The organism is Bacillus sp. ME78 (assembly GCF_903970865.1).
In the GTDB taxonomy this organism is placed as follows: domain Bacteria; phylum Bacillota; class Bacilli; order Bacillales; family Bacillaceae_G; genus Bacillus_A; species Bacillus_A cereus.
This window is the reverse complement of sequence record NZ_CAJCKK010000016.1, coordinates 1-25465: the sequence shown is the minus strand read 5'-3', so window position 1 is coordinate 25465 and position 25465 is coordinate 1. Positions and strand designations below refer to the sequence as shown.

Here is a 25465-nt window from a genome sequence, read left to right as displayed (position 1 = left end):
CTGAAGAATAAAGGTTAATCAACACGCCCGACTTCATATATTACTTTGTGTGCCTGATTTTATGAATTCACACCATTCACAAGATTTTCACAGAATTAATGACTATACTAATTAACAGGATGTTCAAATGAAAATGATTATCAATAGCGATTCAATTGAATAAAAGTTACTTTCTAATTCAATCTATGGATGTCATCATTTTCGAAATAAATCACACTATAAGGAGTATACATATGAAAAAATCTATGCTTTTAAAATTAGTGAGTATTCTAGCAATTTTCACTTTAATGTTAGTAGCTTGCTCAGATTCAAGTAAAGAAACTTCGAAGGCTAATAATAAAGATAATGGTAGTGATAAGCCAAAAACGGTTGAAATCACTGATGCTCATGGAACTGTTAAAGTCCCTGTAAACCCAAAGAATGTAGTTGCTTTGGATAACAGAACTTTTGAAACTTTATCTGATTGGGGAATTAAATTAGCGGCTGCTCCAAAGGATATCATGCCTGCTGATTCAGCATATAAAAAGGATGAAAAAGTTCAAAATATTGGGAATCACCGTGAACCAAATCTTGAAATTATTGCAGCGGCAAACCCTGACCTTGTAATCGTTGGTCAAAGATTTGCTGACCATTACGAAGAAATCAAAAAATTAGTACCAAATGCAGCAGTTATTGATCTTAATTTTGATGTTTCTGAGAAAGCTACTAAGCCTGGCGAAAACTTAGTAAAAGGACTTAAAGATTCTACAATTACTTTAGGAAAAATCTTTAATAAAGATAAAGAAGCTAAACAATTAGTAGCTGATTTTGATAAATCTATTGAAAAAGCAAAATCTGCTTATAACGGAAAAGATAAAGTTATGAGTGTTATCGTTACTGGTGGTAATATTGGTTTTGCTGCTCCACATTCTGGTCGCGTTTGGGGACCAATGTATGAAATTTTCGGTTGGACTCCAGCGTTAGAAGTTTCAAATTCTACTGCAGGTCATAAAGGTGATGACGTTTCTGTTGAAGCTATTGCACAAACAAATCCTGATTGGATTTTCGTATTAGATCGTGATGCTGCAACATCTGATGCAGCTAAGTCAACACCTGCTAAGGATGTTATTTCTAAATCACCTGCTCTTCAAAACACAACTGCTGTTTCTAAAAAACAAGTTATTTATGCACCAGAAGATACTTACACAAATGAATCAATTCAAACTTATATAGAGTTATTTGGATATATGGCAAAAACTTTAGCTAAGTAGTGTAAAGGGGTACGAAACAGTGTCAAAAAATATGATTTCTAGGGTTGAGAATATTTCTCAACCCCAGTTTTATAATCAAAATAAAATATGGACAAAACCTTTTATAATAGCAGTTATAGTTGTTATAATTTTAGGGATTATATCACTGTTTACTGGAGTTTATGATATACGTGGACAAGAGGACGGGACAGAGATGTTTTTCATAACTCGTGTTCCGAGAACAGCTGCATTAATGCTTACTGGAGCTGCGATGGCGATGGCAGGGCTCGTAATGCAACTCATTACACAAAATCGCTTTGTTGAACCTACTACAACGGGGACTATTGAATGGTCAGGCTTAGGCCTGCTTTTTGTGTATTTATTATTTCCTGCCCCGACTTTAGTTCAAAGAATGACTGGTGCAATCATTTTTTCTTTTATAGGAACTATGATTTTCTTTCTATTTTTAAGAAGAGTTAAGCTTCGTTCGTCTTTAATTGTTCCGATTATTGGATTGATGCTTGGAGCAGTAATTTCTGCAGTGTCTACTTTTTTAGGACTCCTTTTTCAAAAGACGCAAAGTATTGAAACTTGGTTTGTAGGTTCATTTGCTAACATTCAGGTGGGAAGATATGAATATTTATGGCTGATTGTTATCATTACTTTTCTTATTTTTATGTATGCTAATAGATTGACTTTAGCTGGACTAGGAGAAGATGTCGCAACAAGTCTTGGAGTTAATTACAATAGAATTGTTCTTTTTGGGACTGCTCTTATCTCTGTTGCAGTTGGAATTGTTGCAGCTGTTATTGGACACTTACCTTTCTTAGGATTAATTGTGCCAAATATCGTTTCAATGTTTAGAGGTGATGATCTTAGGAGTAATTTACCTTGGGTTTGTGTGATCGGAATGGGATCAATAACTGCCTGTGACATCATTTCTCGAACAATTATACAGCCTTTTGAATTACCTGTTTCTTTAATACTTGCAACAGTGGGAGCAGTCGTGTTTATTACTATTTTATTGAGACAAAGAAAACCAAGGAGGCTACGATGATCACATTAGAATATAGAAAAAAAGAAAATGTCGAAATCGATTCTAGCCTTCATAATGAAAGTAGATCAGCTAGTGCTTTTCGGTCTAAGAAGGAAGCAAGACGTTATTGGATTTTACTGATAACATTGATTGCTTTAGGTCTTCTTTCTTCATATGGACTTTTAGTTTATAACAATCCAGTTCCGATAGATTCACCTTCTTTTATCCCAGTCGTTAAGAGAAGGATAGTAGCTATTGTTGCAATGATTATTGCTGCGGTTTGCCATAGCTTGTCGACAGTTGCTTTCCAATCTATTACGAATAATAAAATTATTACTCCTTCACTTTTAGGTTTCGAATCACTTTATTCAGCAATTCAAACGAGTACAGTATTCTTCTTTGGTGCTAGTGCGTTAATAAATTTTAATGGAATTGGATCATTTTTATTCCAAGTTGTTGTTATGGTCTTCATGAGTTTGATACTTTATGGATGGTTACTTTCCGGTAAATACGGGAATTTACAACTTATGCTTTTAGTTGGAATTATTATTGGTACCGGGCTAAATTCAGTGTCAACTTTCATGAGAAAACTACTTGCGCCTTCAGAATTTGATATTTTACAAGCAAGATTATTTGGTTCTGTTAATCATGCAGATCCTGCATATTTTCCTATTGTAATTCCTATGATCATAATTGTAGCAGTATTAATTTTTGCTCATTCTAAGAATTTGAATGTTTTGTCACTAGGAAAGGATGTTGCTACTTCTTTTGGAGTTAAATATCAACCTAGTGTAATTTATACGCTTGTATTAGTAGCTATTTTAATGTCCATTTCAACAGCTCTAATTGGGCCACTTACTTTCTACGGCTTTTTAGTGGCAACTTTGAGTTATCAGGCAGCGTCAACTTATGATCATAGATATATTTTTCCGATGGCTTTTGCTATAGGATTTTTAATAATGACGAGCGCATACTTTTTAATGTATCATGTATTCCATGCTCAAGGTGTAGTTTCAGTTATTATTGAATTATTCGGTGGAATCATATTCTTAACTATAGTTTTAAGGAAGAGGGCTTTATGATAAAAATTGATAATGTTAAAAAGTTCTATACTGATAAGGTAAAAATAGGACCTTTGGATATTGAAATACCAAAAGCAGGCTTTACTTCTTTAATTGGACCAAATGGCGCTGGAAAGTCAACGACACTTTTGATGATTGGCAGACTTTTAGATATGGATGAAGGCCAAATTCAGGTAGCAAATATGGATGTTTCTGAATCCAAATCAAAAGATTTAGCAAAAGTTTTGACTATATTGCGACAAGAAAATCATTTTGTAACTAGGCTTACAGTTAGACAATTAGTTGGATTTGGGCGCTTTCCTTATTCAAAGGGAAGATTGACTAAAGAAGATGAGGCTATCATCTCTAAATATATCGATTTCTTAGATTTAACTAGTTTAGAGAATAGATATTTAGATGAGCTTTCTGGTGGTCAAAGACAAAGGGCATATGTAGCGATGGTATTGTGCCAAGAGACTGAATATGTACTTTTGGACGAACCTTTGAACAACCTTGATGTTGCTCGTTCTGTTCAAATGATGGAGCATTTAAGACGTGCAGCTAATGAATTTGGAAGAACAATTTTGACTGTCATGCATGACATAAATTTTGCAGCTAAATACTCGGATAAAATTTGTGCTATGAAAGATGGACAAATTGCTGCTTTTGGAACAGTAGAAGAAGTTATGGACCCAACACTTTTGACAGATATTTTTGAAACAAAAATAGAGATTATTAATGGTCCTTATGGGCCAATCGCTGTTTATTAGTTATAAAATGTCTTGCGTAGATTATGCAAGACACTCTAGTTGAAGTTGCTGTCTGTATTTTATAGGCAGCAGCTTTTTTTATGTGATTACTCATAAAATGCAAAAGAATGCTTCACCTTTTCAAGTATGTACCAAGTGGAAAAAATATCTCTGTATAATTTTTCAAAAGAATTCAGCTTGTTTTTTGTATATGTAATATTGCATATCAGAGTGTATTGATAAAAGTGTAAGGGGTCACTATAATGAGGGCATAAAGATAAATCACATTTTCGTAGCAATAAAAAGGAGGAAATAATATGGAAATCGCAATGGCAGTTTTAAAATTTGTAGGTGGCGTAATCCCGTTAATTCAAGAACTTTTAAAAGCATTTATGTAAGTTTATTAGTTAGCTATCATTTATCAATCATTATCATATTTTACTAAAAAAAGAATGGGGTGATTTTTCTGAATATTAAGAAAAACACTAAAAGAAGAAAGTTCCTTACATGTTTATTAGTTAGTCTATGCACTATTAATTATTCATCTATTTCCTTCGCAGAAACACAAGCAAGTAATGTAACTGATGTAACCAAAAATGCTAGTGGCATTAATACTGGTATAGCAAATCTTAAATATAATAATCAAGAGGTTTTAGCTGTAAATGGTGATAAAGTAGAAAGTTTTGTTCCGAAAGAAAGTATTAATTCAAATGGTAAATTTGTAGTAGTGGAACGCGAGAAAAAATCACTTACAACGTCACCAGTCGATATTTCAATTATTGATTCTGTAGTGAATCGCACGTATCCAGGAGCTGTACAACTTGCAAATAAAGCTTTTGCAGACAATCAACCAAGTTTATTAGTGGCTAAGAGAAAGCCTTTGAATATTAGTATAGACTTACCGGGCATGAGAAAAGAAAATACAATCACTGTCCAAAATCCGACATATGGTAATGTAGCTGGAGCAGTAGACGATTTAGTATCTACTTGGAATGAAAAGTATTCTACAACACATACGTTACCTGCAAGAATGCAGTATACGGAATCTATGGTTTATAGTAAATCACAAATCGCAAGCGCTCTTAATGTTAACGCTAAATATCTTGATAACAGTCTAAACATTGATTTTAATGCGGTTGCAAATGGAGAGAAAAAAGTGATGGTAGCGGCGTATAAGCAAATATTTTATACGGTAAGTGCTGAACTACCTAACAATCCATCCGACCTTTTTGATAATAGCGTTACTTTTGACGAGTTAACTCGAAAAGGCGTAAGTAATTCGGCTCCACCTGTTATGGTTTCAAATGTAGCTTATGGTAGAACGATTTATGTAAAATTAGAAACAACATCTAAGAGCAAAGATGTACAAGCTGCTTTTAAAGCCTTACTTAAGAATAACAGCGTTGAAACAAGTGGACAGTATAAAGATATTTTTGAAGAAAGTACCTTTACTGCTGTAGTATTAGGCGGAGATGCGAAAGAGCATAACAAGGTTGTTACTAAAGATTTCAATGAAATCCGAAATATTATTAAAGATAATGCTGAATTAAGTCTTAAAAATCCAGCATACCCAATTTCATATACAAGTACTTTCTTAAAAGATAATGCAACTGCTGCTGTTCATAACAATACAGATTATATTGAGACGACAACTACAGAATATTCAAGTGCTAAAATGACACTTGATCATTACGGTGCTTACGTTGCTCAATTTGATGTATCTTGGGATGAATTCACATTTGATCAAAAGGGTAACGAAGTACTAACACATAAAACGTGGGATGGTAGTGGAAAAGACAAAACGGCTCATTACTCTACAGTTATCCCTCTTCCACCGAATTCAAAAAATATAAAAATTGTAGCAAGAGAATGTACAGGTCTTGCATGGGAATGGTGGAGAACAATTATTAATGAACAAAACGTTCCATTAACAAATGAAATAAAAGTTTCAATTGGAGGAACAACATTATACCCAACAGCTAGTATTAGTCATTAAGTATAAAAAAAGCGCCCTATAAGTAGGGCGCTTTTTTACTTAGTCACAAATTTTATTCCTCTATTTGCCGGGCGGCCCGATCGGTGAGGGCTGATTAATAATGTAATTCCTAATATAGTTAATCGGCGTTGATTTACTTCTTCACGTAAAATGGATTGAAATGAAATTCCTATTACTTGGACAAGTGTTGCTAAAAGTGTGGCAATTGGAGGAATAAAACTTTAAAAAGTTTATGTTCTTTTGTTTGCGGCCAACTTAAGAAACTTTTGTAAAATGATAGGATTACAAAAATGTAATGTGGGTGTAAGGAAACTGGATTGTACCATCTTTATGGTTAAAGCATACTTAAGGTAAGGAAGATTTATATTTTAACGGGTATAAATCTTACAAGTAGAATAGAAAGGTTAGGTATTATCATATGAAATGGATCATGAGAATTTTTGTGTTATTAGCTATAGTAGGAGGTGCTTTCTACTATATGAAGTCAGGGAATGGATACTATTTGACTAAACAATATTATGTAAAAGTAACGACTGATTCTAAAGTAGAAAACGAAAAATTGAGTAATGGAGAAGTTCTTACGTATCATGTTTACGATGAGAAGGTGTACGATAAAAAAGGGGAAGAAAGAGAACTGAAAATTTCCTTGCAAAATGAATTGGAAAAAAATCAATATTATTTGATTGATTGGGAAGATCGCCGTGGGATTGTTTCTAAAATAGCTAAAGTGAATCAAGCAAAAATAGATAAAGGTATTTTAGATAAGTTGAACGCAAATTCATAATATTTCAGGATAAGTTAATCAAAAGCTGTGTTAGCGTAAGATTTATAAGAAAAAGGTATTGTAGCAAAAATAAAAGAGATTATTATAAAACAAAAAGGACCGAACCGTCTGGTTCTGTCCTTTTTTTAGGAATGAAGAATGAATTTTACAAATGATGTGGCACAAAGCTGGATTGCTACAATTGGGATGACATGTATGAATAGTGGACTGTAACAATTATGTAGATGGTTTGCAGAGATATAAAATCAATATAGAAGAGGAGTATTATTCTAGATGACTTATGTAACTACAATTTTATCAATAGCGGGTATCGTTATCATGTCTTTAGCGAGGATTAATTTTAAAATAAGGGCGTTTACTAATAAACCAGCTTGGGGTGGCTTCACTCTTCCCTTAATTCTAATTGGATTTATTTTATTTTGTATCGGTATGTTTTTAGGTTTTGTAAATCATCAACTATAAGGTGGGAATATTGTGAAGACGAAAAGCTACATGTTTTTCGTCTTTTCGTTCTCTTGCTTAATAAGAAAGATCCTGCAACTCAGTACAGGATCTTTAATCAAACGTATTTAAAAACTAAATTGTGGTTTCATATCACCTTTATAAGGTTCATGTTCAACGAATATAGTTATATCCTTACCAGCTTGGTCTTTACCAGTTCTTTTATACGTAAATTTATTCTTATTTAGTTCAGTAAGCTCAAGAGCAGCACCGTATTTGTTATTTCCAATTGAAACATGGGCTCTTATTTTATTTTCGTGTACAACATCGAAGTAGCCATAGTCACCGCGGCTTTGACCTGTTTCGCTATTGAAAAACTCATATTTATTAGATTTGTCATCAAATTTTGCTAAACTTATAAAATTCGAATTAAACTGTGTTACATCGTTACCAGCTTCGTCTAATACCTTTGTTCCGTGCCAAAGGGTACCGCCCAAAATTTTATCTCCATCAACGTTTTTAACAATATCTCCTGTAGTCGTGTTCAGCTGCTTGTCCGGATCAGTGAAAGAAAGTTCTTTTTCTTTATATGGGACATGTTCAACGAAAACTTCTACATCTTTACCGTTAGCGTCTTTCCCCATTCGTTTATAAGTAAATACATTTTTGTTTAGTTTTGTCATGTCAACGACAGCTTGATACTTCATTGATTCTGAAATTAATATTCTCTTCTTCCCATCATTTGTGACAAAGAAAGTTCCTTTATCGCCACGACTTGCACCTGTTTTAGCATCAAAAAATTCATATCTGCCTGACTTCGCATCATATTTTGCAAGACCAATGAAGTTTGCATTCTCTTTTGTTAAGTCATTGTTATCTTTGTCATACACTCGTGTACCTTGCCAATTTGTCTCGCTAAGAATATTAGCCATTTTTTGCCCTTTAGTTAATTTATTTTCCTTTTTTGTTTCTTTAGCAACTTGTTCTTGTTTTTGTTTCCCATGATTTTCTTCAGCTTTAGTACCAGCACACCCTGTTAATGCTAATGTGAATCCGAGCAGTACGGATGATAGTGCTTTTGCTTTTTTGTTCATGTTTTATCGTCTCCTTATTTTATGATTTCAAGTAGTACGGTTAGCGATTATAGTAGCAGTGCGTCATATATGAACTTAGTTGCTACGTTTCTTATGTTAATACCCGACTATAAACTGCCTCTAAATAAAACATAAAAAAAAGATAAACTAATTCCTAAAATTTGTTCATATTTATAAAAAATCGCTAGATTACTGTAGTGCCTACGAGTAATCCAAAAAATACATTGTAAAGAAGAAGGAAAGCCGCTAATAATAATGTAATTGCTAATAGAGCTAATCGATTTTAGTACAAAACTTTTGAGAAAAACTGTAGGGGAAATGAAGATTTTATAGAATTCGTTTCATATAGGAAGGGGATGTCCATGTTTGATTCAACAGATTTTAAGATTATACAATTACTACAAGAAAACGCTAGAATGAACTGGAAGGAAATTGGGGAGATAGTACATTTGACTGGCCAGGCTGTTGGGAAACGAATTAATAAATTAGAAGAAGCAGGTGTTATTCAAAAATATACGATAAATATCGATAGGGCGAAGCTAGAAGGTTCTATTATGACCTTTGTTACACTATTTTTACATGCACCACACTATCATAATCAAATTCAAAACTTTTTTGAAAAAACGGACGTAATTACTGAAATGTATCGTATAAGCGGCGATGGATGCTATGTCATGACTCTTCACACATCTTCGCATCAGCAATTAGAAGAGGCTCTTGCAGATGTTTTACATTATGGTGATTATCGTATAAATACTGTCATTAAGACGATGGAAAAAAAGAAAGAATAAGATACTTATCCTTTCTTTTTTTTCATATGGAACTGTAATTCTTTATTTGCTTTTGTTTATAAAACAGTTTGCCGACATGACTGTTGCATAAATATCACCAAACTCTAATGCACTCATGAACGATTGATGAGCGTGTACTGCGGGGATTAGATTTCCTTGAAATTCTAAATCTTTTGTTGTACAAGCATCTTCAATTACAATACATTGAAATCCGAAGTCACTGGCAGCGCGCACTGTTGCATCAATACATACATGAGTCATCATACCGCAAATGACTAGTCGGTCTATTTTCTCTGTCTGTAATGTTTCTAATAAATTTGTTCTTAAAAAACTGTTAGGGTGATGTTTTTGAATGACTCTTTCGTTAGCAATTGGTTGTACATCATCATAAATTTGAACACCTATTGTATCGGGTAAGAAGAAAGTAGCCCCTTCATTGTTCGCAATATGTTGTACGTGAATAACTGTTTTATGTTTTTCACGAAATGCTTTCAAAACTTCTTTCGCTTTCTGTGCGGCTTTTTCAGGTTGATGTAATTCCATATTGCCGCCTTCAAAGTAATCATTTTGTATGTCTACTAATAGTAACGCTTCGTTCATCGTTATTCCCCCATACTTAGTGATTCAGCACGTTATTTGTACTGTACCGTTATTATATAAATTGTAGCTATGCGGAAGTAATAACGTTATGAAACGATTTTAACGGATATAGTTTCAGTGTGAAAAAAGTGAAAGTTGGTATAAGTACAAATGGATTTTGTGGAATTCACAGCAAAGTTATAGATAGAGTGGCATCGCAGGGTTAAAAACCATACCTTTGCTGGAGGAGCGGGTTATGGTTTTTTTATGAGGAAATACGATTTTAAGTTTTTGCTGAAGGTGTTTTTCTAGGATATGCTGTGAGTGATTGGAGTGAGGTAGTGTCAGATATTGTCGACCAATCGATATATTGGAAAAATCGTTGATATATTGTGAGTTGTGATAGATATATTGAGAAAATCGTTGATATATTGTGAGTTGTGATAGATATATTGAAAAAATCGTTGATATATTTGTAAAGGGGTGTTTGAGGTGATTGTGAAAGAGAGAAAAATGCCGATTTATATAAGACAGTTAGAAGCACTTCTTAGAAGGTTACCTGTACATCATCCGAAACGAAATTTAATTGGAGAAAACTTGGCAAAACACATGGCGGGGTATAAAGGAGAGCAAGCGATTGATTATCCGCTTAGTTTTATTTCTGAGAAAGAGTATAGTGTTTTACATGATGTTCGCTTATGTAATTATGATAAATACTTTCAAATTGATACTATTATCCTTTCCACAAAGTTTCTTCTTTTTCTTGAGATAAAAAATATAGCAGGTACATTAATGTTTGATGCAAAGTTTAATCAACTTATCCGAATAACAGAAGGAAATTCAGAGGGATTTCCAGATCCGGTTTTACAAATAAAAAGGCAAGAAATACAACTAAAGAAATGGTTAAACTCACATGGATTTTCCTCTAGTCTTCCAATTGAGTCCCTCGTTGTTATTAGCTCGCCTCGTACCATTATAAAATCTTCAGATGACAATCTTCTTCATACAATTATTCATAGTGCCAATTTACCTCATAAAATAAAGTGGTTTGAAAGTAAATATAAGAGAAAAGTTATAGATAATGTAGATAGGCTCATTCATCAAATAATAGCGGAGCATTCTCCACTTCAACAAAATATACTTGAGCAATATAAAATAGAAAAAGAGGAGTTGCTAAATGGAGTACAATGTGAGAAATGCTTAGTTATTCCAATGGTTAAAGTTAAGAAGGGTTGGCGTTGTACAAGTTGTAAAGATTTTTCAAAATTGGCACATGTGGATGCTATACGAGATTATGCATTGCTCATTAGTAAGACATGTACGAATGGTAATTTGAAAGAGTTTCTCAATGTTTCGTCGGGTATGGTTGTAAACAGAATTCTCCACACACTAAATCTTCCCTACACTGGAAACAACAAAGGACGAATATATGATTTAACTTCTTTCCAATCGTAATTTTGCTATAATAAATAAGTACTTATACGAAGGGGAGTCTAAAGAGAAAATGAAGTCATTTAATATCGATCATGTTATAGCTAGTGTTTTGCAATGGATATTAAATATAGCTTTAATTATATTATCCATTGTGTTATCAATTTTCTTAGTGAATGAGACGATCACGTTTGTGCAGTATATTTTTTCGTCAAAAGAGTATACGTCTTATAAATTGGTTGAAAGTATCATCGTCTATTTCTTATACTTCGAGTTCATTGCATTAATTATTAAGTATTTTAAATCGAATTATCATTTCCCGTTACGTTATTTTATTTATATCGGAATTACGGCTTTAATTCGATTAATTATTGTGTCTCATGAGGAACCGATGGAGACGTTATTATACGCAGGAGCAATTCTTGTTTTAGTTATTGCTTTATACATATCGAATATGAGAGATTTGAGAAAAGAGTAGTAGTGCAGACGTAAGTTTGCACTACTTTTTTACATCTTGACCTTCAAGTTGCTTGAAAGTTTACAATGAAATTAGGGCGTTTGAAATCGAAAAAAATTGAGAAATTAAGTGAAGAGGTTTCTTTTACTTGGAGGTTATAGGAATGAATCAGGAATTGAAGTTACGTCCATTAGAGCGAGAAGATTTAAAGTTTGTACACGAACTTAATAATAATGCACATATTATGTCTTATTGGTTTGAAGAGCCATATGAGGCATTTGTGGAGCTGCAAGACTTATACGATAAACATATACATGATCAAAGCGAACGCCGATTTATCGTTGAGAAAGACAATGAAATGGTTGGATTAGTTGAGTTAGTAGAAATCGATTATATTCATCGTAGAACAGAGTTCCAAATTATTATTGATCCGAATTATCAAGGATATGGTTATGCAGTGGATGCGACGCGTTTAGCAATGGATTACGCTTTTTCCGTACTAAATATGCATAAGATTTATTTAGTTGTAGATAAGGAAAATGAAAAAGCAGTACATGTTTATAAAAAAGTTGGGTTTATGATAGAAGGTGAGCTTATCGATGAGTTTTTCGTTGATGGTAACTATCATAATGCGATAAGAATGTGTATGTTCCAAAAGGCATACTTTGGCACAAAATAACCGATTGGAAGAGCTATAGATAAAATATTATCTATAGCTTTTTTGTGATTTGAAAACAATTATTTATTGTAAAACGATAAATAATTGTTGATTTTTGATACTTCTGGGCGTATTATAATGGTAATAAGATCAGTGGGAATTAAAGGAGAGTAGTATATGATGAAAAATAAATACGTAGTAGCTATTTCTTTCATGATTTTAGCGATTATTTCTTTAACTATACATGCTTCAAACAGTAAAGTAGGAGCGGATGGATTCCTTGAAGAACCTTTCTTTTTCCTAGTACCGATAAGTTATGTATTGTTCCTTAGTGGCATTGGTGTATTATTATTTGGATTTATTACTTCAAAGCTGAAAAAGGGCAATAGATAGGGGCTACCAATAGGGACAAAACACTCACTATGAAATAGAAACATACCATATGGAAAAAAAGAATAAGTGAGATGAATCATGATGAACCATCATTTTTATAATGGAAGACAAGTAGGATCGGCTATTACTTGGGCAGGGGCACAGGGAACAATTCATGCTATGAATCAAGCTATTCAAATGCAACAACAAGCATATTTTGCACAAATGATGCAAAGTCAGTATATGCCGTATTCACAACTTCCGATGCAAATTGTACATTATGATGTACATCCAGCTGGTTTATTTTCCATTCCATATGGCGGGACATATTTCTTATGAAAGAAAGCGACTCAATAGAGTCGCTTTTTTTATATTCCACCTAGCTTCATCCCAAGGAATGCGAAGAGGATACCAATTATGTAAGTAGCAATTAAATATAAAAGGAAGATGTATAGTTTTTTACGATTGAGAAGCTGAACAGATTCTAATTTAAACGTAGAAAATGTAGTGAATGCGCCCATAAATCCAGTACCTAATAATAGTTGCCAGCCTGTAGTGACTCCGTTGCCAATTATATATCCAAGTAAAAACGCCCCTGTTATATTAATAAGGAATGTAGCAATTGGAAATTGTGTTTTATTTCTTTTCTTAAACCAATTGCTAATTGCAAATCGTGTAATCGCACCGAAAAATCCTCCTGTTGCGACTAATAAAGCTTCTATCATGAGTAATCACCTTCCGTAAGAGATTTCTTAATTAAGAAATCTCCAAGTGTATAGCCAAGGCCAGACATAATGAGGCCACCAAGTATGCTGCATGATACATATAAGAAGGCTATGCTCCACTCAGAATGATTGATCAATTGCACAGTTTCTACACTAAATGTTGAAAAAGTCGTAAAGGAACCGATGAATCCAGTCCCGATGCCTGTGATAACCTCTGAAGGTAAGATGTTTAGCCGAGCGATATAAGTAGTTAGCCACGCTAAGAAGAAGCAACCGATTAAGTTAATGAGTAATGTTGCTAATGGAAATGAATGATGCCAAAATGTGGAGATATTAAGACCTAAATAATAACGAGAAAGAGCTCCTAATATACCGGCAATGCCGACGATAATATAAATCAATTTTCTCACCTCTTTAAATAGCTTGCTCAAAAAAATAGACTCCTACCAGTATGTATACTGGTAGGAGTCATTAGCTAAGCAGCGTTTATGGCGAACTCCATCGCCTATGATTATTACATATAGTGTACTAAATATACCGTTTAATTTCCAGTGAGGAGGTGGGTGTAACGTTTCTTTTTTTGATGCCTGAAGGTTTTTTTTAGTAATTAAAATGGGATCGATTACTTATCAACTAAATATAGTGATATACAGTTTTAATTATGATAAAATGTTTCTTATGTGTGTCGTTTTGTTTTATTTGACTGAAAATAAAGAAAAATAAATTCGCGTGAAAAGGAGTCATTTATTTGAAGAAATTTTTAAAAATCGTATTTATATGTGTTTTAGTAGTAGCGGGCATTGTAGGAGGATTTCTAGCGTATATGACACTTACTAAAGAACAGCCTGCTGATGTTATAAGCTTGAAGGTGGAGAATAATAAGGAGCGCGTATTAGCGACTGGAAATGAATTTAAAGTTACAACATTTAATATTGGATATGCTGGGTTAGATAAGGACCAAGATTTCTTTATGGATGGTGGAAAGGGATCTGGTTCAAGTAGTAAAGAGCAAACGGAAACTAATTTAAAGAATATGCTTTCGTTTTTACAAAATGAGAATAGTGATTTTGCACTATTACAAGAAGTTGATATAAAGTCACTTCGTTCATTTGATGTAAATGAACATGAATTTTTGAAAAAAGGATTACCTGATTATGTTTCATCATTTGGTAAGAACTACGATACGAAATGGGTTCCAGTGCCAATAACAAATCCAATGGGCTATGCGGAGGCTGGATTAAGTACGTTTTCTAAATACACTGTTCAAGAAGCGAAGAGGTTCCAGCTTCCTGGAATGGAGCCTTGGCCAAAGCGTTTGTTTGATTTAGATCGAGCAATTGTGGAGTATAAAATTCCTGTTAATAATGGGAAACATGTTAGACTCGTAAATTTACATTTGTCTGCTTATGATGAAGGCGGGAAAATTAGAAAACAGCAAGTAGAGTACTTAAAAGAATATATGAACAAGCATTATGAAAATGGTGATTACGTAATAATGGGCGGAGATTGGAATCAATTAGTTTCAAACGCTCAATTAAGTGATCCGAAGTTCGTGAAAGAGCGTCCTGAGTGGTTAGTAGAGTTACCGAAGGACTTTACGGACGGTGGCTTTAAGTGGGCTGTAGATCCGTCTGTTATGACTGTGAGAGATGATGTAAAGAAATATGTAGAAGGTGAAAATTTCGTCACTATTATTGATGGCTTTATCGTTTCACCGAATGTAGAGATTGTAAATGTACAAGGGAAAGATTTAAAGTTTGAAAATAGCGATCATAACCCAGTAAGTGCGGTATTTAAACTGAAGTAATTGATATGTATAAGTAGAAGGTGGGGCTTCATATGGAGTGGTTAAAGAGGACTTGTTTTTCTAACCTTGAGAAAGAATCACAGAAAAATCATTTATTACTGTTTATAACGATTTGTAGTTTCTTCCTTGGGATAATCGCGATTGGGTATTATGGATATATTTTTACAGAGAGAGCAATAGCGTTTTGGATTTGTGGTATTTCTGTCGTTGTATTTGGAACGCTTTTTACTTTTATAAAAAGTATGGAATCAGCGTATAAATATATCATGACATTTATGTTGCTTACAATGTCTTACATTATGGTACAAGCTTTTAATGAAAGCCCGGCTGTATTTCAAATGGTCTATTTTACATTAGCTGTTTCACTTATTTACTTAAGTGAGCGCCTCATTTTAATTCTTGGCGGGGTAGCTGTTGTGATCACATTTATCCTTTGTAGCTATTGGCCGGAGCAATTTTTTGCTTATACAGCCTCGTCTGAAGCTGCTAATTTTGCAAGTTTGTTAGCGATTGTAACAATCGCTATGTGGGGCGTCACGAAAATCGGTTCTAATCTGCTCCTTCGTTTAAGCGATGAGAAGCAAGAAGTGATGAGAAAAGCTCAGGAGCTAGAAGAGACGCAAAGGCTTATTGGAGAAACAGTTGTGAAACTAGATAGTAATTTCAATCATTTAAGACAAAATATGAACACGTCGATGGAATCGATGAGTGAAATTAATTTTGCCTTTGAAGAGGTTGCAGTTGGTACGCAATCACAATCAGAAATGATGTATCGTTCGGTAGAGGTATTGAATGATATGGAGGGAAATATTGAACAAATCATCTCTCAAGTAAGAACTGCATCGGTTCGTGTGGATGAAAGTTTAGAAATTTCAAAGGGTAGCGTACATACTTTAAGAAATTTTGAAGCTAACATGAGAAGTTTAAATGATGTTGTTTCACAGTCTGGAATTATATTTAGAGATTTAATGATGCAATCGAAACAAATTAATGAAATTGTAGATGTAATAACGAATATTTCAAGTCAGACGAGTTTACTAGCTTTAAATGCAAATATTGAAGCTGCCAGGGCAGGCGAGCATGGAAAAGGTTTTGCTATTGTAGCGAGTGAAGTGTTAAAGCTTGCTGAAGAATCAAATCGTTCTGCGGGAAGAATTCAAGGGATTTTGAAGGAGTTTAGTAATCAAGCAAGTAAGGTAGAAGTGCAGGTAGAGAAGTCAGAAAGAGTACAAGAAGAATGTAACGAGATGTTAGCAAGCGTTTTAACAAACGTAACTGATTTAGGGAAGTTTATTGATACGATTAATGAAGTAATGCGAGAGGTTGTTGTTCATCAAGAAAGTTTCCAAGTTAAAACGATGAATATCGTAAAGGATGTTACGCATGCTTCTAACGTAATTCAGCAAACTTCTACAGCTACAGAAGAAGTGCTAGCGAGTGTGGAAGAAGAAAAACATCGAAATGATACGTCAGTGAAGACGTTACAAACTGTTAGCGAGCAAGTGAAGTTGTTAGAAGATATTTTAGAAAAGTAATATTGCTTGGAAAGAGCACAAATGATGTGTTCTTTTTTCATTGAAATGAATACTTGATAGGAATTTAATTGCTTTTCTGCGCGTTTTCTGCCAAGCTTAAGGAGATAAAGTGAGACTAGTACATACTGATTATTAGCCCTCACTAATCAAGCTATCCGCAAATAGCGGAATAAAATACTTCAAAGAAAGAATTATATAGGTGACGCATATGATCGAAGTTAAGACTTCTGAACTTAGTGATGGAGAATTTAATAGAGGTGTATTTGCAACTCGTGATATTAAAAAGGGTGAGTTGATACACGCAGCACCAGTTATCTCTTATCCGAATGAACAGCATGAACATATTGAGAAAACGTTACTTGCTGACTACGCATTTGAGTATGGGATCAATCATACGGCAATCCTTTTAGGATACGGTATGTTATTTAATCATTCATATAAACCGAATGCAACGTATGATATTGTCTTCGAGAACCATACGTTTAACTTCTTTGCTTATAAGGATATAAAAGCAGGAGAAGAAATTTTAATCAATTATAATGGTGAAGTTGATAACGATGAGCTGTTATGGTTTGATAAAGAAAAAGAAGAGAACGAAAAGTAATATAAAGAGTATAGAAAGAGCACATTCTGTCGGATGTGCTTTTTTTTATTGATGTAAATAAAGTAAAAAGTACAAAAAAATACCACTTTCTTTTTGTATGGTATAGTAAGATACTGAGGGATAGTGTTTTGAAAAAGTCACATATTTTACAAATTGTTGTCTTTCTGATGACATGTCAAGTTTAGTAGTCCATTTGGGTTGCTTTATTATGCAATATATATTTTAATATGAGTGGCACCTCTTATAAATTAAGAGGTTTATAGGTGTCTCGAATTGATTTTGGGTACACTGTATCCACCACTTTAGGTTCTTTCATGTACGTGGGGATATTATGGGCCCGTATAACGGGATAAAATGAATATAGAAATAGAGGAATCGTAAAATGAATATGCAAGAGGTTTATAAATATTTAAGTACGGTATTGCCTGAAGGACATGTTAAACAAGATGAAATGTTAAAGAATCATACGCATATTAAAGTTGGTGGAAAAGCAGATGTTTTTGTTGCGCCTACAAATTATGATGAAATTCAAGAAGTTATCAAATATGCGAACGAATATAATATTCCAGTTACGTTTTTAGGAAATGGATCGAATGTCATTATTAAAGATGGTGGAATTCGCGGGATTACAGTAAGTTTAATTCATATTACAGGTGTTACTGTAACAGGAACGACGATTGTAGCACAGTGTGGTGCAGCAATTATTGACGTATCACGTATTGCTTTAGACCATAACTTAACGGGTCTTGAGTTTGCTTGTGGTATTCCAGGTTCAGTTGGCGGAGCGTTATATATGAATGCTGGTGCTTACGGTGGTGAAGTATCGTTTGTGTTAACAGAAGCTGTTGTAATGACAGGTGATGGAGAGCTACGTACTTTGACGAAAGAAGCATTTGAATTTGGATATCGTAAGAGTGTATTTGCTAACAACCATTACATTATTCTTGAAGCGAGATTTGAACTTGAAGAAGGTGTACGTGAAGAAATTAAAGCAAAAATGGATGATTTAACGTTTAAGCGTGAGTCAAAACAGCCTCTAGAATATCCTTCATGTGGTAGCGTATTTAAGCGTCCACCAAATAACTTTGCTGGTAAGTTGATTCAAGACTCAGGACTACAAGGTAAGCGAATTGGTGGAGTGGAAGTTTCTTTAAAACACGCTGGATTTATGGTGAATGTTGATAACGGAACAGCACAAGATTACATCGATTTAATTCACTTCGTACAAAAGACAGTTGAAGAGAAATTTGGCGTGAAGTTAGAGCGAGAAGTAAGGATTATTGGAGAAGATAAGGAATAACGAAATACGTATGAAGATATGAATTATTTTAAAATAATATTTGGGTATTGTTGACAATTTGTTTTCAATTCAATATAATGCTAATAATTTAACAAATAACATACGTTGAAAGAGCCCAGTAGCAGTTTGTCACTGTTAACGAGAGAGCTAGGGGTTGCTGGAACCTAGCACAAACAAACTTGCGAATTACACTCTGGAGTATCTTAGGTAATGCTAAGCGGACTAGCAATCGATATTATTGCTAAGAGTGGTATGAGTAGCTATGCTATTTATGCAAACTGGGTGGTAACACGGTGAATAATCGTCCCTATGTCTATCGTAGACATAGGGGCTTTTTTGTTTTTAAAAAATAAAGGGGATGACAAAAGATGAATATTATTGATGAATTAGAATGGCGTGGCGCCGTTAATCAGCAGACTGACGAAGAAGGTTTACGTAAGCTAGTAGAAGAGAAAAAGATTTCACTATACTGCGGAGTTGATCCGACTGGTGATAGTATGCATATCGGACATTTGATTCCGTTTATGATGATGAAGAGATTCCAATTAGCTGGCCATCATCCTGTTATTTTAATTGGCGGGGCAACAGGAACAATTGGTGATCCGAGTGGACGACAATCGGAGCGTCAACTTCAAACGTTAGAAGTGGTTCAGCATAATGTAGATGCGTTAACAGCACAAATGAAAAAGCTATTTGATTTTGGCGGAAATAGCGAAGTGAAGATGGTAAATAACTATGATTGGACACATGAAATAAATATTATTGAGTTTTTACGTGATTACGGGAAAAACTTTAGCATCAATAGCATGTTAGCGAAGGATATTGTAGCAAGCCGTTTAGATACAGGTATTTCTTTCACAGAATTCACATACCAAATTTTGCAAGCAATGGATTTCCATCATTTATACACGAAAGAGGATGTTCAACTTCAAATTGGTGGTAGTGACCAATGGGGAAATATTACGAGTGGTTTAGATTTAATTCGTAAGTTAGAAGGTCATGAGGCGAAAGTATTCGGATTAACGATTCCGTTATTATTAAAATCGGACGGTACAAAGTTTGGTAAATCAGCAGGTGGTGCGGTTTGGCTTGATCCCGAAAAAACGACACCGTTTGAATTTTACCAGTTCTGGGTAAATACAGATGACCGTGACGTAATTAAATACTTGAAATACTTTACGTTCTTAACGAAAGAGCGTATTGATGAATTAGCAGCGAAGGTAGAAACAGAGCCTCATAAACGTGAAGCGCAAAAAGTATTAGCAGAAGAAATGACGAAATTCGTTCATGGAGAAGAGGCGTTATTACAAGCTGAGAAAATTACAGCAGCGTTATTTAGCGGAGATATTAAATCGTTAACAGCTGATGAAATTGAACAAGGCTTTAAAGAGATGCCGACATTCCAGTCTTCAAAAGAGACGAAAAATATTGTAGAGTGGCTAGTTGATTTAGGAATTGAACCATCTAGACGACAAGCGCGTGAGGATATTAATAATGGAGCTATATCTATGAATGGCGAGAAAGTAACAGATGTGGGTATAGATGTTACTGTAGAAAACTCGTTTGATGGAAGATTTATTATTATCCGTAAAGGAAAGAAGAACTATAGCTTAGTGAAATTGGGATAATAGTTTTTGTGGAAGAGTGGAAGGAAAGAAGATGCTTTCACTCTTTTCATATACACAATTTAGACATAAAATAATCAGTAAATTTAGATAATTAAAAGGGTTATATTATTCTTTTGCCGAATAAATAAATTAGAGAAAATTACGGATAAAAAATAGCCCGAACCATGCAGGGCATGATTCGGGCTTATATTCAGATTAGTAAGCTAAGCTGAATAGACCTTTAATGTGTGATAAGTAACGAACGTTACTTGCTTCTTTCATTAATGATGCTGGTAGACCTTTAAGTGGAGTATTGCTTGCTCCGATTGTAGCAACAGCATCTTTACGTCCTAGACTAGCAAGTGTTCCAGAGTTTACAGGTGCGAACTCTTCGAATGCTTTGCCTTCTAGTGCTGCGTATAAGTTGTATCCAATTAACTCACCCATTTGCCAAGCGATTTGTGCAGTTGGTGGGTATGGACGACCGTCTGGAGAGAAGACAACAGCGCTGTCTCCAGCAACGAATACGTCTTTGTGAGAAGTAGATTGTAGGTATGCATCAACTGTTGCACGTCCACGGTTAACTTCAAGACCTGATTCACCGATTAATGGGTTACCTTGAACGCCACCTGTCCAAACGAATGTGTTAGCAACAAGTTTTTGACCGTCTTTTAAGTCGATTTCATTGCCAGCAACGTTTGTTACAGGAAGACCAGTTAAGAATGTAACGCCGCGTGCTTCTAGGCTAGTAGTTGCACGTTCGATTAAGTGGTCTGGTAATACTGGAAGGATTTTTGGACCTGCTTCAACAAGAAGAAGTTTAACTTCTTTTGGATTTACGCCGTGGCTTTTTGCAAGTTTAGGCATAATGTCAGCAAGCTCACCAACTAGCTCAACGCCAGTTAATCCGCCACCACCGATTACGATTGTAGCATCAGCTTCGTTTTTCGTTTTCGCGTATTCACGAATACGGTCTTCAACGTGTTTGTAGATTTTGTTTGCATCAGCAGCAGATTTTAATACCATGCTGTTTTCTTCTAGTCCTGGAATACCGAAGTAAGCAGTTTTACTTCCTAAAGCAACTACAAGTGCATCGTAAGATAAAGTAGTGCCGCCAGCTAGTTTGATTTCTTTGCTATCAACTGAGAATGACTCAACTGTTGCAATTTTAAGATCGATATCTTTACCTTTGAAAAGCTTTGTAAGTGGCATTGCAATTGCTTGCTCAGACACGTTACCAGCTGCAAGGCGGTGTAATTCAGTGATGATTTGGTGTGTTGGGTATTGGTTAATCACTGTAACTTGTGCTTCTGATTTGCTGTAATATTTACGTACGTTTAAAGCGGCAAGAAGACCGCCATAACCAGCGCCTAAGATGACAATTTGTTTTGACATAGTATGATATCCCCCGTCTTTACTAATTGTTGTTATAAGTTAAATTATTTATTGTTACGTTCTGCACTAATTTGAAGATATGCGTTCACAAAGCGGAACATTTTTTGTGCTTGTGGATCTTTTAGTAATTTTAATAGACCGAATAGGCCGATAACTTCAGTACTTTCATCAGCACGATCTTTCGCTTCGATTGCAGTTGCAGCCATGCTTTTCACTGTATCTTTTACAGGTTCTACAAGCTCTGTAATTGCACCAACAGTGTCGCTTTTTAATACTTCATCAGTAGCAACAGTTTGAGCGAAGTCATAAGACTTAGTTAAAATGTTAACAAGCTCAGTTAATTTTGGAAGCTGTTCTACTAGTGTTGTTAATGATTCTTGTACCTCAGGTTTTAACAACTGATCAAGTACATCAAGTTGTCCTTGGCTAGCAGAAATTTGTACAGTTTCTTGTTCTGGCTTTGTTTGAGTCATAGTTTCTGGCATCTCCAATTCTCCTTTACGATAGCAATACTCTTATTTTTTATAAGTAAGATAGTAAACGTTTACGAAACTTTATGCAAAGTTTCACAAAACACAATAAAATGCCTTTAAATTTATGACAGCAAGTAAGCTGCAAACATAAATCTAAAACCATAACGTCTTACTTATTATTTATGAACTGTCCGATATATGGCTTGTCCGCATAATGGAAAAGCTCCGTTACCGGAAAGTGTATATAATATATATCCTATATTATATACTATATACACCTATGTTAACATAAAAATGATTCCTAATTATTTGATATTGAGTGTATAACGTAGTGCTGACAAGGTATGAAAGCGTATAAAATATTTTGTTTCAGTTAGAAATGTACATATATATATAGAAAAAAAGGAAAAAACGAACAAATTCATGTTCGTTTTTTCCTTTTTCCTATTATTCACCTTCTGCAATTAGCATCGATGTGTTACCTTCTTTTTCAAGATGGCATTCGCCCCAAGAACAAAGAGAGTCAAGAATGGATTCTAAAGACCAACCGTAGTCGGTAAGAGAATATTCTACTTTCGGTGGGACTTGGTTGTATACTTTTCTTTGAATGACCCCGTCGTCTTCTAATTCACGTAATTGCTGCGTTAACATTTTTTGTGTAATACCAGGCATGGAGCGTTTTAATTCACTCGTTCTCTTTGTACCTTTCGTTAAGTGACAAAGAATAACAACTTTCCATTTGCCGCCGATAACTTCTAAAGTCGCCTCTACAGGAATATTGTATTTCTTCATATGAATCCCTCCCTTTTTGAGTAAAGTAAGTTTAATAATACAAATGTTACTTTTTAGTACCTATAGCACTTTAAAGTACGTACTTTTTATTATGTTAAATATGTTTCATAATAGCACATGTAAGAGGCAAATGAGTAGTACGGTACCAAAAAGTGACTATGTTACTTTTTAGTGCCTATCGTACTTTAAAGTGCGTTCTTCAAAAAAGGAATGAAACCATTCATAATAGCATTTGTAAGTATGAAATATATTTTTTAGAAGATAAAAGGGCCTTTTTATCATACTATTATGATTGGATTTCTTGTAATAAGGAGGAATTCAATTGAGTTCATATACAGTACCATCTTCGGAAGCTCAGACGAGCCGAAGAAGTATGTTTGCTTTATTAGCGCTAGCAATTAGTGCGTTTGGGATTGGTACGACCGAGTTTATTAGTGTCGGTTTACTACCATCTATTTCAAAAGATTTAAATGTTTCGGTTACAACAGCCGGTTTAACGGTTTCCTTATATGCGTTAGGAGCAGCGGTAGGAGCTCCTGTTTTAACAGCGTTAACGGCTAGTATGTCGCGAAAGACATTATTAATGTGGATTATGGTTATTTTCATTATTGGTAATGGCATTGCGGCGGTAGCAACAAGCTTCACTGTATTAATTATCGCAAGAATTGTATCTGCGTTTGCACATGGTGTGTTTATGTCAATTGGATCTACAATTGCAGCTGCAATCGTACCAGAGAATAAACGTGCTAGCGCAATTGCGATTATGTTTACTGGATTAACAGTTGCGACTATTACTGGTGTGCCAATTGGAACATTTATCGGTCAAGAGTTTGGCTGGAGAGCGTCATTTATGGCGATTGTCGTAATTGGAATTATTGCTTTCATCGCAAACAGTATACTCGTCCCATCTAATTTAAAAAATGGTGTACCTGTATCGTTTCGTGATCAATTTAAATTAATTAAAAATGGAAGACTATTACTTGTTTTCATTATTACTGCACTTGGATACGGTGGTACATTCGTAACATTTACGTATTTATCACCCCTATTACAAGAAGTAACAGGATTTGAAGCAAGTACCGTTACTATCATTTTATTAGTGTACGGAATCGCAATTGCGATAGGGAATATGGTTGGCGGGAAATTATCGAATCATAATCCGATTCGAGCGCTATTTTACATGTTCTTTATTCAAGCGATCATATTATTTGTTTTAACATTTACAGCGCCATTTAAAGTAGCTGGATTAATCACAATTATTTTCATGGGACTATTCGCATTTATGAATGTTCCAGGGCTACAAGTATATGTAGTTATATTGGCAGAGCGCTTTGTTCCAAGTGCGGTTGATGTTGCTTCAGCAATTAATATTGCCGCATTTAACGGAGGAATCGCTTTAGGTTCTTATATAGGTGGCCTTGTAACGAATTCGTTAGGATTAATCCATACTGCTTGGGTAGGCGGTCTTATGGTAGTAGGTGCTGTGATTTTAACAGCATGGAGCATGACATTAGAAAAAAGAGATCAAGTAAAATAAAAGGAGAGAAAATAAAATGAAAAACTTACAAAGTAAAACAGTATTAAATAATGGTGTAGAAATGCCTTGGTTCGGTTTAGGTGTATTTAAAGTAGAAGAAGGACCAGAACTTGTAGAAGCTGTAAAATCAGCGATTAAAGCAGGATACCGTAGCATCGATACAGCTGCAATTTACGGAAATGAAAAAGCTGTAGGTGAAGGAATCCGTGCAGGTATTGAAGCGACTGGTATTTCAAGAGAAGAATTATTCATCACTTCAAAAGTATGGAACGCAGATCAAGGATATGAAACAACAATCGCTGCATACGAAGAGAGTCTAAAAAAATTAGGACTAGATTATTTAGATTTATATCTTGTTCACTGGCCTTCAGAAGGAAAATATAAAGATACATGGAGAGCGCTAGAAACACTTTATAAAGAAAAGCGCGTACGTGCAATTGGTGTAAGTAACTTCCAAATCCATCACTTACAAGATATAATGAAAGATGCAGAAATTAAACCAATGATTAACCAAGTAGAATACCACCCTCGTTTAACACAAAAAGAACTACAAGCTTTCTGTAAAGAACAAGGTATTCAAATGGAAGCATGGTCACCACTAATGCAAGGTCAATTATTAGATAACGAAACATTACAAGAGATTGCTGAGAAACACGGTAAAACAACAGCTCAAGTTATTTTACGTTGGGATCTTCAAAACGGAGTAATTACAATTCCAAAATCAACGAAAGAACACCGTATTATTGCAAATGCTGATGTATTTAACTTTGAATTAACAAAAGAAGACATGGAAAAAATCGATGCGTTAAACCAAAATCACCGCGTTGGTCCAGATCCTGATAACTTCGATTTCTAAGATTAAAGTAAGAAAGAAAAAAGAGTGCTTTTTGAAGTGACCCCTAAAAGTTAGACACGGTTATTTCATTAGGCAGCTTGATAAAAGTGAGTCCGGTATTGTACTGGGCTCATTTTTAATTTTGCCTTAATCCGTTTCGTATTATAATAATCTATA

At 34.5% G+C, this 25465-nt stretch carries 28 protein-coding genes, 1 pseudogene, 1 riboswitch and 1 other annotated feature; of the genes and pseudogenes, 20 read left to right on the top strand and 9 right to left on the bottom strand.

Annotated features, from left to right (window positions below):
- Positions 1 to 233: 233 nt before the first annotated feature.
- From H6481_RS17735 to alo, 5 genes are all read left to right on the top strand, one after another.
- Positions 234 to 1250: a siderophore ABC transporter substrate-binding protein gene (locus H6481_RS17735; protein WP_182812515.1), complete on the top strand. Its 1017-nt coding sequence runs from the start codon at positions 234 to 236 to the stop codon at positions 1248 to 1250.
- A 19-nt stretch (positions 1251 to 1269) separates the two neighbouring features.
- A complete protein-coding gene (locus H6481_RS17730; protein ID WP_000042077.1) occupies positions 1270 to 2286 on the top strand; it encodes an iron chelate uptake ABC transporter family permease subunit in 1017 nt (338 codons plus the stop codon).
- Positions 2283 to 3347: an iron chelate uptake ABC transporter family permease subunit gene (locus tag H6481_RS17725; RefSeq protein WP_000631245.1), complete on the top strand. Its 1065-nt coding sequence runs from the start codon at positions 2283 to 2285 to the stop codon at positions 3345 to 3347. Before H6481_RS17730 ends, H6481_RS17725 begins: the two co-directional genes overlap by 4 nt.
- Positions 3344 to 4096, top strand: coding sequence for an ATP-binding cassette domain-containing protein (locus tag H6481_RS17720; RefSeq protein ID WP_000590061.1), 753 nt, complete (start codon positions 3344 to 3346; stop codon positions 4094 to 4096). The genes H6481_RS17725 and H6481_RS17720 overlap by 4 nt, the downstream gene beginning before the upstream one ends.
- Positions 4097 to 4532: 436 nt before the next feature.
- The gene (alo, locus tag H6481_RS17715) at positions 4533 to 6071 is read left to right on the top strand and encodes an anthrolysin O/cereolysin O family cholesterol-dependent cytolysin Alo (RefSeq protein ID WP_000576745.1); all 1539 of its coding nucleotides are present in this window, start codon (positions 4533 to 4535) and stop codon (positions 6069 to 6071) included.
- A 35-nt stretch (positions 6072 to 6106) separates the two neighbouring features.
- Here alo and H6481_RS17710 read toward each other — a convergent pair.
- Positions 6107 to 6298 (bottom strand): annotated as a pseudogene (locus tag H6481_RS17710) (hypothetical protein); the annotation flags it as partial.
- A 191-nt stretch (positions 6299 to 6489) separates the two neighbouring features.
- Between H6481_RS17710 and H6481_RS17705 the strand changes: the two are divergent.
- Positions 6490 to 6855 carry a YxeA family protein gene (locus H6481_RS17705; RefSeq protein WP_002164645.1) on the top strand — a complete coding sequence of 122 codons (366 nt, stop codon included), beginning with the start codon at positions 6490 to 6492 and terminating at the stop codon, positions 6853 to 6855.
- Positions 6856 to 7128: 273 nt separating this feature from the next.
- On the top strand, positions 7129 to 7317 hold the full coding sequence (locus H6481_RS17700; protein WP_182812512.1) for a hypothetical protein: 189 nt from the start codon (positions 7129 to 7131) through the stop codon (positions 7315 to 7317).
- 107 nt (positions 7318 to 7424) lie between these two features.
- Here the strand turns inward: H6481_RS17700 and H6481_RS17695 are convergent, their stop codons facing one another.
- Entirely contained in the window at positions 7425 to 8390 is a 966-nt protein-coding gene (locus H6481_RS17695; protein WP_069356451.1) for a DUF4822 domain-containing protein, read from the bottom strand.
- A gap of 362 nt (positions 8391 to 8752) precedes the next feature.
- Between H6481_RS17695 and H6481_RS17690 the strand changes: the two genes are divergently transcribed.
- On the top strand, positions 8753 to 9181 hold the full coding sequence (locus tag H6481_RS17690; RefSeq protein WP_239661668.1) for an Lrp/AsnC family transcriptional regulator: 429 nt from the start codon (positions 8753 to 8755) through the stop codon (positions 9179 to 9181).
- Between the two features lie 42 nt (positions 9182 to 9223).
- Here the strand turns inward: H6481_RS17690 and H6481_RS17685 are convergent, their stop codons facing one another.
- Positions 9224 to 9781 (bottom strand): cysteine hydrolase family protein, encoded by a 558-nt coding sequence (locus tag H6481_RS17685; RefSeq protein WP_053563388.1) that lies wholly within the window; start codon positions 9779 to 9781, stop codon positions 9224 to 9226.
- A 477-nt stretch (positions 9782 to 10258) separates the two neighbouring features.
- On the opposite strand from H6481_RS17685, the gene H6481_RS17680 reads away from it, so the two are divergent.
- From H6481_RS17680 to H6481_RS17660, 5 genes are all read left to right on the top strand, one after another.
- A complete protein-coding gene (locus H6481_RS17680) occupies positions 10259 to 11215 on the top strand; it encodes a nuclease-related domain-containing protein (protein ID WP_182812598.1) in 957 nt (318 codons plus the stop codon).
- A 49-nt stretch (positions 11216 to 11264) separates the two neighbouring features.
- On the top strand, positions 11265 to 11669 hold the full coding sequence (gene psiE / locus H6481_RS17675) for a phosphate-starvation-inducible protein PsiE (protein WP_000834709.1): 405 nt from the start codon (positions 11265 to 11267) through the stop codon (positions 11667 to 11669).
- Between the two features lie 142 nt (positions 11670 to 11811).
- Positions 11812 to 12327: a spermidine N1-acetyltransferase gene (speG, locus tag H6481_RS17670; protein ID WP_001071090.1), complete on the top strand. Its 516-nt coding sequence runs from the start codon at positions 11812 to 11814 to the stop codon at positions 12325 to 12327.
- A 159-nt stretch (positions 12328 to 12486) separates the two neighbouring features.
- Entirely contained in the window at positions 12487 to 12699 is a 213-nt protein-coding gene (locus H6481_RS17665) for a DUF3955 domain-containing protein (RefSeq protein ID WP_000792612.1), read from the top strand.
- Between the two features lie 78 nt (positions 12700 to 12777).
- The gene (locus H6481_RS17660) at positions 12778 to 13017 is read left to right on the top strand and encodes a DUF3947 family protein (protein ID WP_182812509.1); all 240 of its coding nucleotides are present in this window, start codon (positions 12778 to 12780) and stop codon (positions 13015 to 13017) included.
- A 29-nt stretch (positions 13018 to 13046) separates the two neighbouring features.
- On the opposite strand, the gene crcB (H6481_RS17655) is transcribed toward H6481_RS17660, so the two are convergent.
- Both crcB (H6481_RS17655) and crcB (H6481_RS17650) read right to left on the bottom strand, forming a co-directional pair.
- Positions 13047 to 13403, bottom strand: a complete 357-nt coding sequence (gene crcB / locus H6481_RS17655; RefSeq protein ID WP_182812506.1) for a fluoride efflux transporter CrcB — start codon at positions 13401 to 13403, stop codon at positions 13047 to 13049.
- Positions 13400 to 13804 (bottom strand): fluoride efflux transporter CrcB, encoded by a 405-nt coding sequence (gene crcB, locus H6481_RS17650; protein ID WP_069356665.1) that lies wholly within the window; start codon positions 13802 to 13804, stop codon positions 13400 to 13402. Before crcB (H6481_RS17650) ends, crcB (H6481_RS17655) begins: the two co-directional genes overlap by 4 nt.
- A 54-nt stretch (positions 13805 to 13858) precedes the next feature.
- A riboswitch (Fluoride riboswitch) is annotated at positions 13859 to 13918 on the bottom strand.
- A gap of 233 nt (positions 13919 to 14151) precedes the next feature.
- On the opposite strand from crcB (H6481_RS17650), the gene H6481_RS17645 reads away from it, so the two are divergent.
- From H6481_RS17645 to tyrS, 5 genes are all read left to right on the top strand, one after another.
- The gene (locus H6481_RS17645) at positions 14152 to 15210 is read left to right on the top strand and encodes an endonuclease/exonuclease/phosphatase family protein (protein ID WP_074618689.1); all 1059 of its coding nucleotides are present in this window, start codon (positions 14152 to 14154) and stop codon (positions 15208 to 15210) included.
- Between the two features lie 32 nt (positions 15211 to 15242).
- A complete protein-coding gene (locus H6481_RS17640; RefSeq protein WP_071731065.1) occupies positions 15243 to 16745 on the top strand; it encodes a DUF4077 domain-containing protein in 1503 nt (500 codons plus the stop codon).
- Between the two features lie 208 nt (positions 16746 to 16953).
- The gene (locus tag H6481_RS17635; RefSeq protein WP_000573647.1) at positions 16954 to 17349 is read left to right on the top strand and encodes an SET domain-containing protein; all 396 of its coding nucleotides are present in this window, start codon (positions 16954 to 16956) and stop codon (positions 17347 to 17349) included.
- A 382-nt stretch (positions 17350 to 17731) separates the two neighbouring features.
- Entirely contained in the window at positions 17732 to 18649 is a 918-nt protein-coding gene (murB, locus tag H6481_RS17630; protein ID WP_001057106.1) for a UDP-N-acetylmuramate dehydrogenase, read from the top strand.
- 96 nt (positions 18650 to 18745) lie between these two features.
- Positions 18746 to 18961 (top strand) — a binding site (T-box leader).
- Between the two features lie 56 nt (positions 18962 to 19017).
- The gene (gene tyrS, locus H6481_RS17625; RefSeq protein ID WP_001021094.1) at positions 19018 to 20277 is read left to right on the top strand and encodes a tyrosine--tRNA ligase; all 1260 of its coding nucleotides are present in this window, start codon (positions 19018 to 19020) and stop codon (positions 20275 to 20277) included.
- A 195-nt stretch (positions 20278 to 20472) separates the two neighbouring features.
- On the opposite strand, the gene H6481_RS17620 is transcribed toward tyrS, so the two are convergent.
- From H6481_RS17620 to H6481_RS17610, 3 genes are all read right to left on the bottom strand, one after another.
- The gene (locus H6481_RS17620; protein WP_000043199.1) at positions 20473 to 21651 is read right to left on the bottom strand and encodes an NAD(P)/FAD-dependent oxidoreductase; all 1179 of its coding nucleotides are present in this window, start codon (positions 21649 to 21651) and stop codon (positions 20473 to 20475) included.
- Positions 21652 to 21695: 44 nt separating this feature from the next.
- On the bottom strand, positions 21696 to 22136 hold the full coding sequence (locus H6481_RS17615; protein ID WP_001115310.1) for a DUF1641 domain-containing protein: 441 nt from the start codon (positions 22134 to 22136) through the stop codon (positions 21696 to 21698).
- A 435-nt stretch (positions 22137 to 22571) separates the two neighbouring features.
- Positions 22572 to 22916, bottom strand: coding sequence for a helix-turn-helix domain-containing protein (locus tag H6481_RS17610; protein ID WP_000760481.1), 345 nt, complete (start codon positions 22914 to 22916; stop codon positions 22572 to 22574).
- 373 nt (positions 22917 to 23289) lie between these two features.
- On the opposite strand from H6481_RS17610, the gene H6481_RS17605 reads away from it, so the two are divergent.
- Both H6481_RS17605 and H6481_RS17600 read left to right on the top strand, forming a co-directional pair.
- The gene (locus H6481_RS17605; RefSeq protein ID WP_168410432.1) at positions 23290 to 24453 is read left to right on the top strand and encodes an MFS transporter; all 1164 of its coding nucleotides are present in this window, start codon (positions 23290 to 23292) and stop codon (positions 24451 to 24453) included.
- Positions 24454 to 24469: 16 nt separating this feature from the next.
- A complete protein-coding gene (locus tag H6481_RS17600) occupies positions 24470 to 25309 on the top strand; it encodes an aldo/keto reductase (protein WP_182812504.1) in 840 nt (279 codons plus the stop codon).
- A gap of 68 nt (positions 25310 to 25377) precedes the next feature.
- Here H6481_RS17600 and H6481_RS17595 read toward each other — a convergent pair.
- Positions 25378 to 25465 (bottom strand): IS3 family transposase (locus H6481_RS17595; RefSeq protein ID WP_139358419.1); only part of this gene is annotated, 88 nt, incomplete at its 5' end.